This window comes from Pedobacter sp. Hv1 (genome assembly GCF_001412215.1).
Lineage (GTDB): Bacteria > Bacteroidota > Bacteroidia > Sphingobacteriales > Sphingobacteriaceae > Pedobacter.
Genome location: NZ_LLWP01000002.1, coordinates 255,257 through 268,601, shown reverse-complemented (window position 1 = coordinate 268,601; position 13,345 = coordinate 255,257). Strand labels below are relative to the sequence as shown.

General features: G+C 39.0%; 10 protein-coding genes. 7 read left to right on the top strand and 3 right to left on the bottom strand.

Going from position 1 to position 13,345, the window contains the following annotated elements; all coding sequences use genetic code 11:
- Window positions 1-14 precede the first annotated feature (14 nt).
- Window positions 15-281 carry a hypothetical protein gene (locus AQF98_RS05415; protein ID WP_055130902.1) on the top strand — a complete coding sequence of 89 codons (267 nt, stop codon included), beginning with the start codon at window positions 15-17 and terminating at the stop codon, window positions 279-281.
- Window positions 282-329: 48 nt separating this feature from the next.
- On the opposite strand, the gene AQF98_RS05410 is transcribed toward AQF98_RS05415, so the two are convergent.
- The 3 genes from AQF98_RS05410 to AQF98_RS05400 form a co-directional block, all read right to left on the bottom strand.
- Window positions 330-929: a YceI family protein gene (locus tag AQF98_RS05410; RefSeq protein WP_055130901.1), complete on the bottom strand. Its 600-nt coding sequence runs from the start codon at window positions 927-929 to the stop codon at window positions 330-332.
- Between the two features lie 216 nt (window positions 930-1,145).
- Window positions 1,146-2,582 carry a fimbrillin family protein gene (locus tag AQF98_RS05405; RefSeq protein WP_055130900.1) on the bottom strand — a complete coding sequence of 479 codons (1,437 nt, stop codon included), beginning with the start codon at window positions 2,580-2,582 and terminating at the stop codon, window positions 1,146-1,148.
- Window positions 2,583-2,618: 36 nt separating this feature from the next.
- Entirely contained in the window at window positions 2,619-4,265 is a 1,647-nt protein-coding gene (locus tag AQF98_RS05400) for a fimbrillin family protein (protein ID WP_055130899.1), read from the bottom strand.
- Window positions 4,266-4,879: 614 nt separating this feature from the next.
- Here AQF98_RS05400 and AQF98_RS05395 point away from each other — a divergent pair.
- The 6 genes from AQF98_RS05395 (at window position 4,880) to AQF98_RS05370 (ending at window position 13,316) form a co-directional block, all read left to right on the top strand.
- Entirely contained in the window at window positions 4,880-6,361 is a 1,482-nt protein-coding gene (locus AQF98_RS05395) for an alpha/beta hydrolase (RefSeq protein WP_055130898.1), read from the top strand.
- Window positions 6,362-6,546: 185 nt separating this feature from the next.
- A complete protein-coding gene (locus tag AQF98_RS05390) occupies window positions 6,547-6,936 on the top strand; it encodes a hypothetical protein (RefSeq protein ID WP_055130897.1) in 390 nt (129 codons plus the stop codon).
- Between the two features lie 143 nt (window positions 6,937-7,079).
- Window positions 7,080-8,165 carry an efflux RND transporter periplasmic adaptor subunit gene (locus tag AQF98_RS05385; protein WP_369816913.1) on the top strand — a complete coding sequence of 362 codons (1,086 nt, stop codon included), beginning with the start codon at window positions 7,080-7,082 and terminating at the stop codon, window positions 8,163-8,165.
- A gap of 24 nt (window positions 8,166-8,189) precedes the next feature.
- Window positions 8,190-11,357 (top strand): efflux RND transporter permease subunit, encoded by a 3,168-nt coding sequence (locus AQF98_RS05380; protein WP_055130896.1) that lies wholly within the window; start codon window positions 8,190-8,192, stop codon window positions 11,355-11,357.
- On the top strand, window positions 11,350-12,780 hold the full coding sequence (locus AQF98_RS05375) for a TolC family protein (protein WP_055130895.1): 1,431 nt from the start codon (window positions 11,350-11,352) through the stop codon (window positions 12,778-12,780). The genes AQF98_RS05380 and AQF98_RS05375 overlap by 8 nt, the downstream gene beginning before the upstream one ends.
- A gap of 149 nt (window positions 12,781-12,929) precedes the next feature.
- Window positions 12,930-13,316 (top strand): hypothetical protein, encoded by a 387-nt coding sequence (locus tag AQF98_RS05370; protein WP_152969640.1) that lies wholly within the window; start codon window positions 12,930-12,932, stop codon window positions 13,314-13,316.
- Window positions 13,317-13,345: the final 29 nt, after the last annotated feature.

Genomic DNA, 13,345 nt, shown 5'->3' with positions numbered 1-13,345 from the left:
TATACAATTAACAAATGGAAACCAAGAAAATCAGCAGATTCAATCATCCGTCAATAGGTATAATTGGCATGTGGGTAATAGTGGTTGCAAGTCAGTTTGATAGGAAAGTATCTCTTTACATTATATTTCCAACGATTGCCGTGATGCTCGTTGCAATATTTTTTAAGATGAAGCGAGAAAAAGCTGAAGGTGTTTTTGATAAGAGTAAATATATTACGGGGGGACTAATTATCCTATTTTCAATAGGTATGTTTATCTTTTTTCGTTTCTTTAAGATATAACATTAAAGGTGCCATAAACGGCACCTTTAATGTTTAAAACAATTTATTTTATTTGTGAAAGGCAAGGTCCAAAGTAATCTGGATATCGTCGGTCATGATCTTATCTTTAATGGTGCCGAAGAAGTCCATTGGTTTAGGGTCTGGTTTGTGGTCGATGTTCCATTTGGTTCTATCAATTTTCAGATTGGCCTTTACACTAACCAGATCACCTTTTTTATTAATTGTAGCATTAAACTCTATGGGATGACTAATTCCCTTAATGGTGAGCTTACCATTTACCCTAAAAACCAAAGGGGTACTTGTGGGTAAAAGCTGTGTCACTTCCATAGTTGCCGACGGATAATGCGCTACATCAAAAAAATCTGGTGATCTCAGTTGATTGTCTATTTCCCCTCTACCTTTTGGTGTAGGCCGATCACTGCTGCGCATACTTTTCATATCCATTACAAAAGAGCCAACAGCGGGGTTGCCATTGGGCAAGTAATCTATTCGGCCCGAGCTAAATAGAATGTAGCCATGGTGTTTGCCAATGGTTTCTACTTTCCATAAGATTTTGCTTTTTTTGTTGTCGAGCGTGTAACGTTGTTGTGCTTGTACACCTAATTGCACAAGTAATAACAAGAGAATCAATTGGGTTTTCTTTATCATAAAGTTTAGATTTTGATACAGCAAACCTAGCGATCCCTATAAAACCTAGGGTGATAACTATTGTAAATAAAATTGTAAATTTTGTAAAATTCACCAAATTGGTGTTTTCGAAAAATCTATTTATAGGTGAAACGACAAAAAAAGCCAAGTCTTTTTCAATATGAAAAAGGCTTGGCTTAACTAAAAAAGGAAATATTTGAAATCGTTTTTTAGCGGTTATTTGATGCCAATAATTACCACATTATCTAATCGCATACCTAAGTTGTTTGTACTAGTAGTACCGATAAACTCTATCGTGTTAGTTGCCAATGCTGTTATACCCGTAAGTTCTATAGTAGAAAATTTATTATTATCGGCAAAGTCAACCGGACGGCTTGGAACAGTAATAGCTACCCCATTTACCTTCACTGTAATTACATTAAAATCAGAAGCTGAACTTGATGATGATGCGTTTGGAGCTAGATCGTACTTCAATTTCAATTTTTGATAACCAGATAATTTAACACCTTCAATTTTAAGCGAAGCATCTTTTGTAGCTGGTAACCAAACATGAATATTGTCTGGATAAGCACTAATGGTTCTTAAGTCGGCAGTACCAAAACTATCACTAAAGGTTAATGAACTATTTGCCCACCCAGTGTAAGCACTTACTTTTGGTTTTGAACTTGCAGCGCCCGTACCGAAAGTTTCGGTATATACTACCTCTTCAACACCAGTAACCGGAGGGGTTACCTCATCTTGGCCAACAGTATAAGAACCAGAAGGTACAGTAGTCCAATCGGTAATTACAGCGTTTAATGCCGTAGCAACAGGAGTTGTACCCACTACATTTTTCAATTCTATCTCGTAAGTGTATCTTTTGCCAGCTTCAAATTTAGTGTTGCTAGGTAAGGTAAACTTAAATTTGGTGCCAGGTAAGGTAAAGGTAATTAGCTTTGCACTGGCATCAGCAACAGGCAATAAAATAGCTTCGGCAATAACTAAGGTATTTCTAGTACCTACTTTTGCAGCAATATCCACAGCTTGCGATGGATTGCTCAATACACCTGTAGCTAGATCAAAGTCTGCTTTGGTATTTAAGCCAGCTAGGCTCATCGCCAAACCGGTTAAATTGGCCACACCTTCGCCATTTTTTACAGTAAACTCTACTTTAGCTAACTGGTGCGAGAAAGTCAGGCTAGCGTTAGCATTGCTTTTACTTAAGCCTGTAGCATTATTTGAATATAAAAGATCTATGCTGTTCTGTTGGCTTTGGTTGCTCAAGTCAACAGGATAAATATTACTGCTCAGACTTTGCTTAAATGGGTAGTAAGCAACAAAATCTACTGTTTTTCCGTCTTCAGGGAAATAAATCGTTTGATCGCTTGTAGTAGGTTTAAAGTTACCATCGCCAGTGGTATTGTAGTTTTTGTTAGCTGCCAATACATTTGATAAGCCTGTACCACTTTTCATAAATACACCAATGGCATCATTAGCTTCCCAACTGTTGTTGGCTACATTGGTTAAGGTCTGACCATTTATGCTCGACGAAAATTTTACTGAAGTAGCATTTGGATCTACAACTTCGGGTGTATTTTCTTTTTTGCAAGAGCTGCTCATTACCAACAGCGAAAGGGCCGTTGCCAATAGAATGTTCTGTTTTTTCAATAGCATGTCAATTGTTTTTTAAGGTTTTGTTTAAGTATTTGTTTATTTCCAGATGTTGTTATCAATGGTAGTCTTGGTCTCAGTAGGTAACTTAGGGAAGAAAGTATAACCTGTTTCTTTTTCAAGATCGCTTACATTGATTCTGAAGCTATTGTATGAGCTTCCAGAAGGAATAATCTCATTGTTGATCTTAAAACCGATGGTATAATAGGTATCACCTTTTTTCATGGCCAAAGCTTTGTAATAGTATTTTGGAATGGCCGATCCTTTTGAATAGGTAATGGTCTGGTCGGTTTTGCTTTGGATGGCAGCACCAGTTACTACATAAAGTGTATCGCTCTGCGCAGTCCAAGTTCTAACCTGTTGCTCTAAATTGTTCCAAATTCCTTGGTTCATTGACGATACTTGTGCAGTCATATTCGAGTAATAGAAAGTGGTAGCGTTGAGGTCTCTTGTAGCCGTACGGTCGCCACTTGGAATTTGGTGACCACGGTCATAACCATTGCCAAAAGAGCTGCTCAGGTTTACTTGATCTGCCTGTGCAATAGCAGGGTCATAGGCCCATGCATCTGTACGGCCAGAACTACCTATGTAAGAAGAATGCATTGGATAGGCTACCCAATAAGCCACTTTATACTTTTTGTCGTACAACATGGCATAGTTTCTTACATTCGTTTTTCCTGGAAAACCATGGCTTACGTAAACTGTATTTTCATCTGTAGCGATGGATGGTGTTTCCATGTAACCAGAGCTGATAGGTGTGGTAGTTACCGTTTCTTGATCAAGAGAATAAGTGCCAGAAGGTACGTCTGTCCAATTGGTGATGGTTGAACTTGCCGATATTGCTGTACCACTTGTACCAGTTCCGCTAGTTTTAAGTTCTATTTCGTAGGTATATTTTTTACCTTTTTCAAACTTGGTATCTGTAGGTAGTTTCCATGTAAATGTCTTTGTACCTAAGGTAAATACCACTTTTGTTCCTGTTTCGTTTGTAGTTGGAATTAAGATGGCCTCGGCTATTGTTGTACCATTTTTTACACTTGTTTTTAGTGCAATATCTGCGGTGGGGTCTTGGGCAGTTAAGATCCCGGTAGCCAAATCAAATTCGGCACCTGTTTTTAAGGCAGATATATTTGCAGCAAGGCCATTTAAGTCGGCCACACCAGCCCCATTTTTTACAGTAAATTCAACCTTAGCCAGTTGATGCGTAAAAATTAGGTTTGCATTGCTATTCGTTTTACTTAGCCCTATTGCATTGTTTGAATATAAAAGGTCTATAGCAGCTTGTGCACTTTGGTTGCTTACATTAACCGTGTATTTATTTGCAGTAAGATTTTGTTGATAAGGATAATACGCAATAAAATCGACCGAACTCCCATTGTCAGGATAGTAAAGGGTTTGATCTGTTGTAGCAGGTGTAAATGCACCATTACCAGGGGTATTGTAGCCCTTATTGGCCGATATCACATTCGATAGGCCAGTTCCGGTTTTCATAAATACACCAATGTTGTCGTTGGCTGTCCAACTGTTGTCAACAGCATTGGTTTGGGGCTGTCCATTAATGGTTGATGAAAACTTTACGGCTGTGCTGTTTTCGTTTGTAATAATTGGGGTGTTTTCCTTTCGGCAGGCAGTACCGAACATCACGAGCATAAGCATGCCTGTGAAATGTAGATGTTTGATTTTCATTTTTTTTAAAATTGTTTTTTGATTTTTCTGTTACTGTTTCCAGCAATTTTTGGTGATGTAATAATTTTAAAGAGCAAAACCTGATAGGCTTGTCAATAAGAACTTGTATGAATAACGATGGATTTTAACCACAATTAATGTTACAAAGAAAGGTCGGTGGCCTACACTTTTGGGTTAAGGCTAAACAAAGTTTGTGTTAAGCTTTTGGAGCTTGTTCTTCAAATGGTAAAGGTTTTTTAATATTGGAGTGTTGGATAAAGCCGGGTTTTTGCTAGGCTTTGCTCTTATTTTTAACACTGTTTTTTTAATAGATGTTGTGGTGTTATGATAAGCCTTTTGTTTTCAGTTTGTTGTTTGCTCTTTTTTTGATTTTTTGTTGTTTAAACATTTAAATTATCGGCAATTGAAGTTGAACTATAATTGAGATTATACTTTACAATAAATTCAACTGCTACTTTTTAGTCTAGTTTGCACATCTCGATTTAACGCTAATTTGGCTGTTATTTTAGCCGTCCAATCAACCTATTGTTTGATTAAATCATTAATTTTCAATAAATTGGTAGGCTTGGTTTGGTGGTGCAGAAAATGAGTAAACCTTTTAGTTATTAAATTTAATGAGATCGATCATCGTTTTAATAGGTCTTCTTTTTGCAACATCATTATCTGCGCAGCAGTTAGATAGTAAACAAACTTATTTAGCCGAACTCAAATTACTTGGTAAATCATTCTCTAATGAGTTTTATCCGCAATACGATAAGATTTATGCCTTGCCTAGTCAACAATTTAGGGCTAAAATAGAGCAAGCCCGATCAAAATTCGATGCGGTATTATTAAAGTATCAAAAAACATTAGACAAGACCTATGTGGAAGATCAACAATTGGAGATCAAATATTATTTTGATAAACTGTTGATCGATTATCCTGTAAATCATGATATTTATATTGGTAAAACCTCAAAACAACTTTCCGGAATCCCAGAAAGCTTAAAGAAAAATTTGATAGGTTTTAATGATCCTCAATTGCTTACAAATGGAGATTTTGTAAATTATGTAAAAGCATTTTTTGCCTATCAGCTTAATTTGGAGTTAAGGAAACCTGCTTACCGACATATAGATAACCAACAACTCAATGCCATTTGGAAATTAATTCCACGTTATGTCAGCAATCAAAAATGTAAAGATTTTTGGACGGCCGAATACCTTTATCAGCACATGGACAATAATGGGGTCAAAAACCTGCAGACAATTTATGCCAATTTCAAATCATCTTGTAGAGATACAGCTCTTTTAAATAAAGTAGCCACTTTATATGCTGGAGATTTGGCGGGGAGGCGGGGACACCTAGTGAAGGCTTATAAAAAAATAGGTACGCTTGATCTTGACCTGCATATTTTTTTGCCCGATAGCTTAAAACAAGATAGCAAGAGACCGGTGATGGTTTATTTTCATGGTGGAAGCTGGTCTGAAGGTAAACCCGATTGGTTCTTTGATGTTTGCCAAAACTATGCAAAAAAGGGTTGGGTAGCTTGCGCTGTAGAATATAGAACCTATAGCAGACAGGGGACTTTACCTTTTGAGGCAGTAAAGGATGCAAAATCGGCCATACGCTGGTTACGTCAACATGCCAATGAATTGAATATTGACCCTAACCGCATTGTAGCTTCAGGTAATTCGGCTGGAGGGCATTTGGTATTGAGTACTGCTTTGGCCGATCAATGGAATGAAAAAACGGATGACCTTTCTTTCAGTTCTGTTCCTAATGTGTTGTTAGTGAATGCTGGCGTATACGACTTAACAGACCGACCTACCGCATGGATAAGAAAGGATTTGAAGGATAAGAACATGGTAAAAGAAATCTCTCCTAACTTCCTTATTAAAGCAAATTTACCTCCAACCTTAATCTTGCACGGAACTGATGATCAAAGTGTTCCTTATCAAAGTGCGCAAAAATTTGTGGAGCAAAGCAAACAAAAAGGAAATACCAGCATTGAATTTTATCCATTGGAAAAAGCTGGACACTTTATTTGGTTCGATCCTAAATATGCGCCAGAAGTGAATAAGACTAGAAACGATTTCCTTAAAAAACTAGGGTATTAAATAAATCTTTGATCGAAAAAAAATGCAGATCAGACAATTCTTCATCATTTCTTAATAATTGGATCAGAAATTTGTTGCTGTAATAAACTGGCTTGGCCAGCTATTATGTTTACAGATATGATAACTAAGATAATGGGACTGCTTCAAAGCAAACTTTCCGATTCAATTTTATTTTTGCCGTAGCTATGAAGACCGTTTTTACATTGCTGATCGTCTTTTGTTTCTTCTTATTAAGAGGTTCAAATGAAGCGCATGCCCAAACGCTCCAAAATGTAGAACCCTATACTGCTTTACAACACCTTCAAAAAGAAAGCCATAGCGACTTTGCCAATTTCGATTCTTCCATTCTACAAAAAATAAACAATACAGATCGGCTCGAAGATTTGTATACCATCGAAACAGAAGATGATGACGTTGTAACTTTTGGTAAATCCCTACCATTTGTTGCGATACTAGTTTATATCTCATTAACATTTTGCTTCTTCAACGAGGTAAAACACCGTTTGCCCTTCTGCAAACATTTATCTGATCTTGCATCTCGCACTTACCTGCTCCAAAGGGTTTTAAGAATTTAAGAGCAGATCTGCACTTTCGGATTTGGATAATAACTTAAAAAAATACTGCTCAATAGCTTAGTATCTTCTTTTTCCAGACCCGATTCTTTTATGCTTTAGAAACATTGTATCCCAATATAGAATAGCTTATTCACTAATTTTTTATGATAAAGAAAACTTTAATGCTCGCTGGCTTGTGTGCGCTATTAGCCCATACCAGCTGTACCCAAAAAAAACAAGAAAAAGAAGAAGTTACCAAATACACGGTAACCAGTCCATTAAAAATCGATACCTCTTTTACCAAAGAGTATGTTTCGCAGATCCGTTCTGTACGTAACATCGAAATCCGTGCTCAAGAAAAGGGCTTTCTGCAACAAATCTTTGTTGATGAGGGCCAGACGGTAAAAGCTGGTCAGTTGCTTTTTAAGATTATGCCTAAAATGTACGAAGCCGAATTGTTAAAAGCACAGGCCGAAGTAAAGGCAGCAGAAATAGAAATGCAAAATACCAAAACCTTGGTAGATAAAAATGTGGTCTCTAAAAACGAACTCGCCATGGCCATGGCCAAATTAGATCAGGCTAAAGCTGGTGTATCGTTGGCCAAGTTACATTTGTCGTTTACCGACATTCGTGCACCTTTTGATGGTACGATAGACCGTATACCAAAGAAATTGGGTAGTTTGATAGATGAAGGTGAATTGTTAACCAGCTTATCAGACAACAGCCAGATGCTTGCTTATTTCAATGTGTCAGAGCCAGAATACCTCAATTATCAGACTAATGTGAAAGGCCGTGGCAATACCCAGGTAAGTTTAGTATTGGCCAATAACGAAACCTTAGGGGTTAAAGGCAATGTAGAAACTGTAGAGGGCGAATTTGATAATGAAACCGGAAATATTGCCTTTAGGGCGAGGTTTGCAAATCCGAATAAATTGCTGAGAAATGGAGAGACCGGTAAAGTGTTGATGACAATGCCATTGCGTAATGCGCTCATCATTCCGCAAAAATCTACCTACGAGATTCAAGATAAGATCTATGTCTATGTGATCGATAAAAAAGGAGTAGTGCATGCAAGGAACATCGTTCTAGGCGGATCGTTACCAGACCTCTATATCGTGGCCAGTGGCTTGGTAGAAGACGATCAGATCTTATTTGATGGGGTGCAGAAAGTAAAAGAAGACGATCGAATCAAATACGCAGTTGTATCTCCAAAGGAGGTGATTTCGCATTTGCAGTTAAAAGCAGAATAGTTGCACACCTAATCAAAAGATTTTATGTTTAATAAATTTATACACAGGCCAGTCCTGTCTATTGTGATATCGCTGATCATCACTTTTTTAGGTGTTTTGGCCATTACCCAACTGCCAGTAACGCAGTTTCCTTCCATTTCTCCACCAAAGGTGAACATTACCGCCGAATATCCGGGGGCAAATGGCGAACTGATGATCAAATCAGTAATCATCCCCTTAGAGCGAGCCATTAATGGGGTGCCGGGCATGAAATACATGGCCTCTGATGCTGGAAATGATGGTGAGGCGACCATTCAAGTAATTTTTAACCTAGGTACCGATCCTAATCAGGCTTCTGTAAATATCCAGAACAGGGTAGCATCGGTAATCAATAAGTTGCCACCAATTGTGGTACGTGAAGGGGTGAAAATTACCAGAGAAGAATCAAATATGTTAATGTACATCAACCTTTACAGTAAAGATCCAAAGATGGACCAGAAATTCTTGTTCAACTTTGCAGATATCAATGTGCTGTCTGAGCTGAAACGTGTTGATGGAGTGGGTGTTGCCGATATTTTAGGTAACCGTGAATATGCCATGCGGGTTTGGTTGAAACCAGATCGAATGCTGGCTCACAAAATTTCTGCAGACGAGGTATTGAAAGCACTCGATGAGCAGAGTTTAGAAGCTTCGCCAGGTAAAACGGGCGAAAGTTCTGGTAAACGATCGCAAGCATTTGAGTATGTATTAAAATATCCCGGTCGTTTTAGTACCAAAGAAGGTTATGAAAACATTATCCTTAAATCTACGCCAAATGGCGAAATTCTTCGTTTAAAAGATGTAGCCGATGTTGAGTTTGGGAGTTCGTACTACGATTTATATTCCAACCTAAATGGCAAACCGTCGGCAGCTATTGTGGTTAAACAATCTTATGGTAGCAATGCCAGTCAGGTAATTAAAGATATCAAGGCCAAATTAAAAGAAATCAAATCGGCATCCTTTCCAAAAGGAGTAGATTATGAGATCAGTTATGACGTATCTAAATTCTTAGACGCATCGATAGAAAAGGTAATCCACACTTTACTAGAAGCCTTTGTTTTGGTAGGTTTAGTAGTATTCCTGTTCCTTGGCGACTGGCGTTCGACATTGATTCCTGCCATTGCTGTTCCTGTATCGCTTATTGGAACATTTGTATTTATGCAATATTTTGGCATTACGCTTAACCTTATTACATTGTTTGCACTGGTGCTCGCCATCGGTATTGTAGTAGACAATGCCATTGTGGTAATTGAGGCCGTACACGCCAAGATGGAAGAGAAGAATCTTTCGACATTGAAGGCTACAGAAGAAGCCATGCACGAAATCAGTGGGGCTATTATCGCCATCACCTTTGTAATGGCGGCGGTATTTATTCCCGTAGCATTCATGTCTGGTCCGGTAGGGATCTTTTATAGACAGTTCTCTATTACCATGGCAACTTCCATTATTTTATCGGGTGTAGTTGCCTTAACACTTACACCAGCACTTTGTGCCGTAATGTTGAAGAACAACCATGGCAAAGCCCGTAAAAAAACTTGGTTAAATAGAGTGCTCGATGGCTTTAACAATTGGTTTGGCCGTTTAACTGGTCGTTATCAAAAAGTATTGGGACTAATTGTTAACCGCAGGATGATTACCCTAACTATGTTTATTGCCTTCTGTGCTGCCATTTGGTTATTGAACAACAACCTGCCTTCGGGTTTTATCCCGAATGAGGATCAAGGGATGTTTTATGCGGTAATTCAAACCCCACCAGGCTCTACTTTAGAAAGAACCAATCAGATTGCCGAAAAACTGCAAAAAATTGCAGAAGGTATGGAAGATGTACAATCTGTTTCTTCTTTAGCAGGATATGAAATCCTAACCGAAGGTACTGGTGCCAACTCAGGTACTTGCTTAATTAACCTTAAAAGTTGGGAAGATCGTAAACATGGGGTGCAAGAAGTAATTAATGAATTAGAAGAAAAATCTAAAGACATTTCTGGTGCCACCATTGAATTTTTCCAACCGCCAGCGGTTCCGGGTTATGGTGCTGCAGGTGGTTTTGAATTGCGTTTGTTAGATAAAGATGGTTCTGGAGATTTTAAAAAGATGGAAACCGTAAGTAGAGATTTTGTGCGTGAGCTGAACAAACGACCAGAGCTGTCATCGGTATTTACCTTTTACAGTGCCAGTTTTCCGCAATATATGCTCAGAATCGATAACGATATTGCCCAACAAAAAGGGGTAACTATTGAAAATGCGATGAATACCTTGTCTACTTTGGTAGGGAGTAATTACGAAACCAGTTTTATCAAGTTCGATCGTCAATACAAGGTAATGGTACAGGCTTTGCCACAATATAGGGCATTGCCAGAAGATATCTTAAAACTCTATGTAAAGAATGAGCATGGCGAAATGGTTCCATTTTCTGCTTTTATGCATATCGAAAAAGTATATGGCCTATCAGAGATTACCAGACATAACATGTATAATTCTTCTGAAATTAGTGGTGCAGCTGCTGCGGGTTACAGTAGTGGTGCTGCCATTGAGGCCGTTACCCAAGTGGCTCAAAAAACCTTACCAAGAGGTTATGGGATAGACTGGGCAGGGATTTCAAAAGATGAGGTAGGTAGAGGCAATCAGGCCATTTATATTTTCTTAATCTGTTTGGCCTTCGTTTACCTGTTATTGGCCGCACAGTACGAGAGCTTTTTACTGCCATTTGCGGTAATCCTTTCGCTACCGGCGGGTATTTTTGGCGCCTTTTTGCTCTTGAAATTGTTAGGACTAGAGAACAATATCTATGCACAGGTGGCCATGGTAATGCTCATTGGTTTACTCGGTAAGAATGCCGTATTGATTGTAGAGTTTGCGGTACAGAAACACCGAGCTGGTTCTTCTGTGCTACAGGCAGCCATAGAAGGATCGGCAGTAAGGTTCCGTCCAATTTTAATGACCTCATTTGCCTTTATTGCTGGTTTAATTCCATTGGTTATGGCGTCAGGGCCAGGTGCCAATGGTAACCGAACTATCGGTTCTGCTGCGGCAGGAGGGATGGTATTTGGTACCTTATTCGGGGTATTGATTATCCCTGGACTGTATTATGTTTTCGGTAGAATAGCCGAAAGACGCCAGCTTGTTAAAGATGAAGAAGAAAATCCGTTAACCGAAGAAATTGATCACAATGTTTAAAGAGAAATATCCACTACTGGGCCTGGTGGCTATGGTACTAACCGTAGCCAGCTGTAAAGTTCCGGTGATTACACAAAGGGCCGAAAACAGGGTTGTTCCTGGGGCCTATAACAAAAACAGTGACACCACGAATAGTTCAAACCTGCAATGGCGTAAGTTTTTTACCGACAAAAACTTAGCGAACCTGATTGATACAGCCCTTAAAAATAACCAGGAGCTGAACATTACCTTACAGGAAATTGAAATTGCAAAGAGCGAAATCAGACTGAAACATGGACAGCTTTTGCCAACCGTGGGGGCTAAATTAGGCTTAGGTGTAGAAAAGGTAGGAAGGTACACCAGTCAGGGTGCAGGCGATGCCGGTACAGAAATTACCCCAGGTAAAGCAGTTCCAGATCCATTAACCGATCTAACTGTAGGTCTGTATGCCAACTGGGAGGTTGATATCTGGAAAAAGCTCCGTAATGCCAAAAAAGCAGCGGTTACCCGTTACCTAGCTAGTGTAGAAGGCAAAAATTTTGTATTGACCAACCTCATCTCAGAAGTAGCCAATTCTTATTACGAGTTGTTGGCATTGGATAATCAGCTAGAACTGGTTAAGCAGAATATTGCGTTACAAAATAATGCCTTAGAGTTGGTTAAAGTACAAAAAGAGGCCAGTAGAGTTACAGAATTGGCCGTACAGAAATTTAGGGCAGAGGTGTTAAACTCGCAAAGTTTGGAATTTGATTTACAGCAAAGCATCAAAGAGGCCGAAAATCGGATCAATCTGCTACTGGGACGTTATCCACAAGGGATTCCGAGAGACAAGAGCAGTTTCATTAGCGTTGCACCGATGGCTGTGCAGGCAGGTATTCCATCACAATTGTTAGCCAATAGACCAGACGTGAAGCAGGCCGAATTGGAACTGGTTGCCGCTAAATTAGATGTAAAAGTAGCAAGGGCAGAGTTTTATCCTTCTTTGGATATTTCGGCAGGTTTGGGCTTACAGGCTTTTAAACCTTCCTACTTGGTGAAATTCCCAGAATCGATGTTGTATTCTTTAGCAGGCGATCTGGCAGCCCCACTGATCAACAGAAATGCCATCAAGGCTGAATTTGCAGCAGCCAATGCCAAACAGCTCCAGGCCATTTACAATTATGAACGTACGCTCTTAAATGCTTATTTGGAAGTAGCTACACAACTTTCTAAAGCGGATAATTTAGAGAAAAAGTACGATTTGAAGTCGAAACAAGTAGAGGCATTGACCCGCTCCATAGACATTTCTAATGATTTGTTCAAATCGGCAAGGGCCGATTATCTCGAAGTGTTGATGACACAAAGAGATGCCTTAGAATCGAAGTTGGAACTGATCGAAACCAAAAAAGATCAGTTGACCACCAGAACCAGCATCTACCGAAACCTCGGTGGAGGTTGGAAATAGATTTCAGAAAAAGCGCCGTTTAACTAAACGGCGCTTTTTCTTTATGGTTCGTGTCGACACGAACCATGGGACACGAACCATGGGTTTGTGAATGTAAAAATAGCGATGCTATTTTTCTTAAAAACAAAGAAAATAATAACTTTGAACCGTTGAAAAAGCTATTTATCTTATTTATTCTCTCATTTCACCTGGTTTCTGCCACAGCCTTACACGAGCTGGTGAAATTGCCTGTACTTTTTCAGCATTATTTTGAACACAAGGCCTTAAACAATCAGCTTACCTTTGCAACATATTTGGTAGACCATTACAATGATGTACCTCATACAGATAATGACGAAGAGAGAGATAACCAGTTGCCCTTTAAATCTTCAAATCAGCAAGCACCAAATGGTTTGGGCAGTTTAGCCATTCCACAATACCATCAGGTAAACCTAAAATTCCCAATTCCTACCGCTGTTAAACTAGCAGTTGGCTATGAGGAAGAACATATCCCTAATTCTTACCAATCTAAGATCTGGCAACCGCCAAAAGTTTAATTCATTTCCAATTAGCCATTACCTTTTCA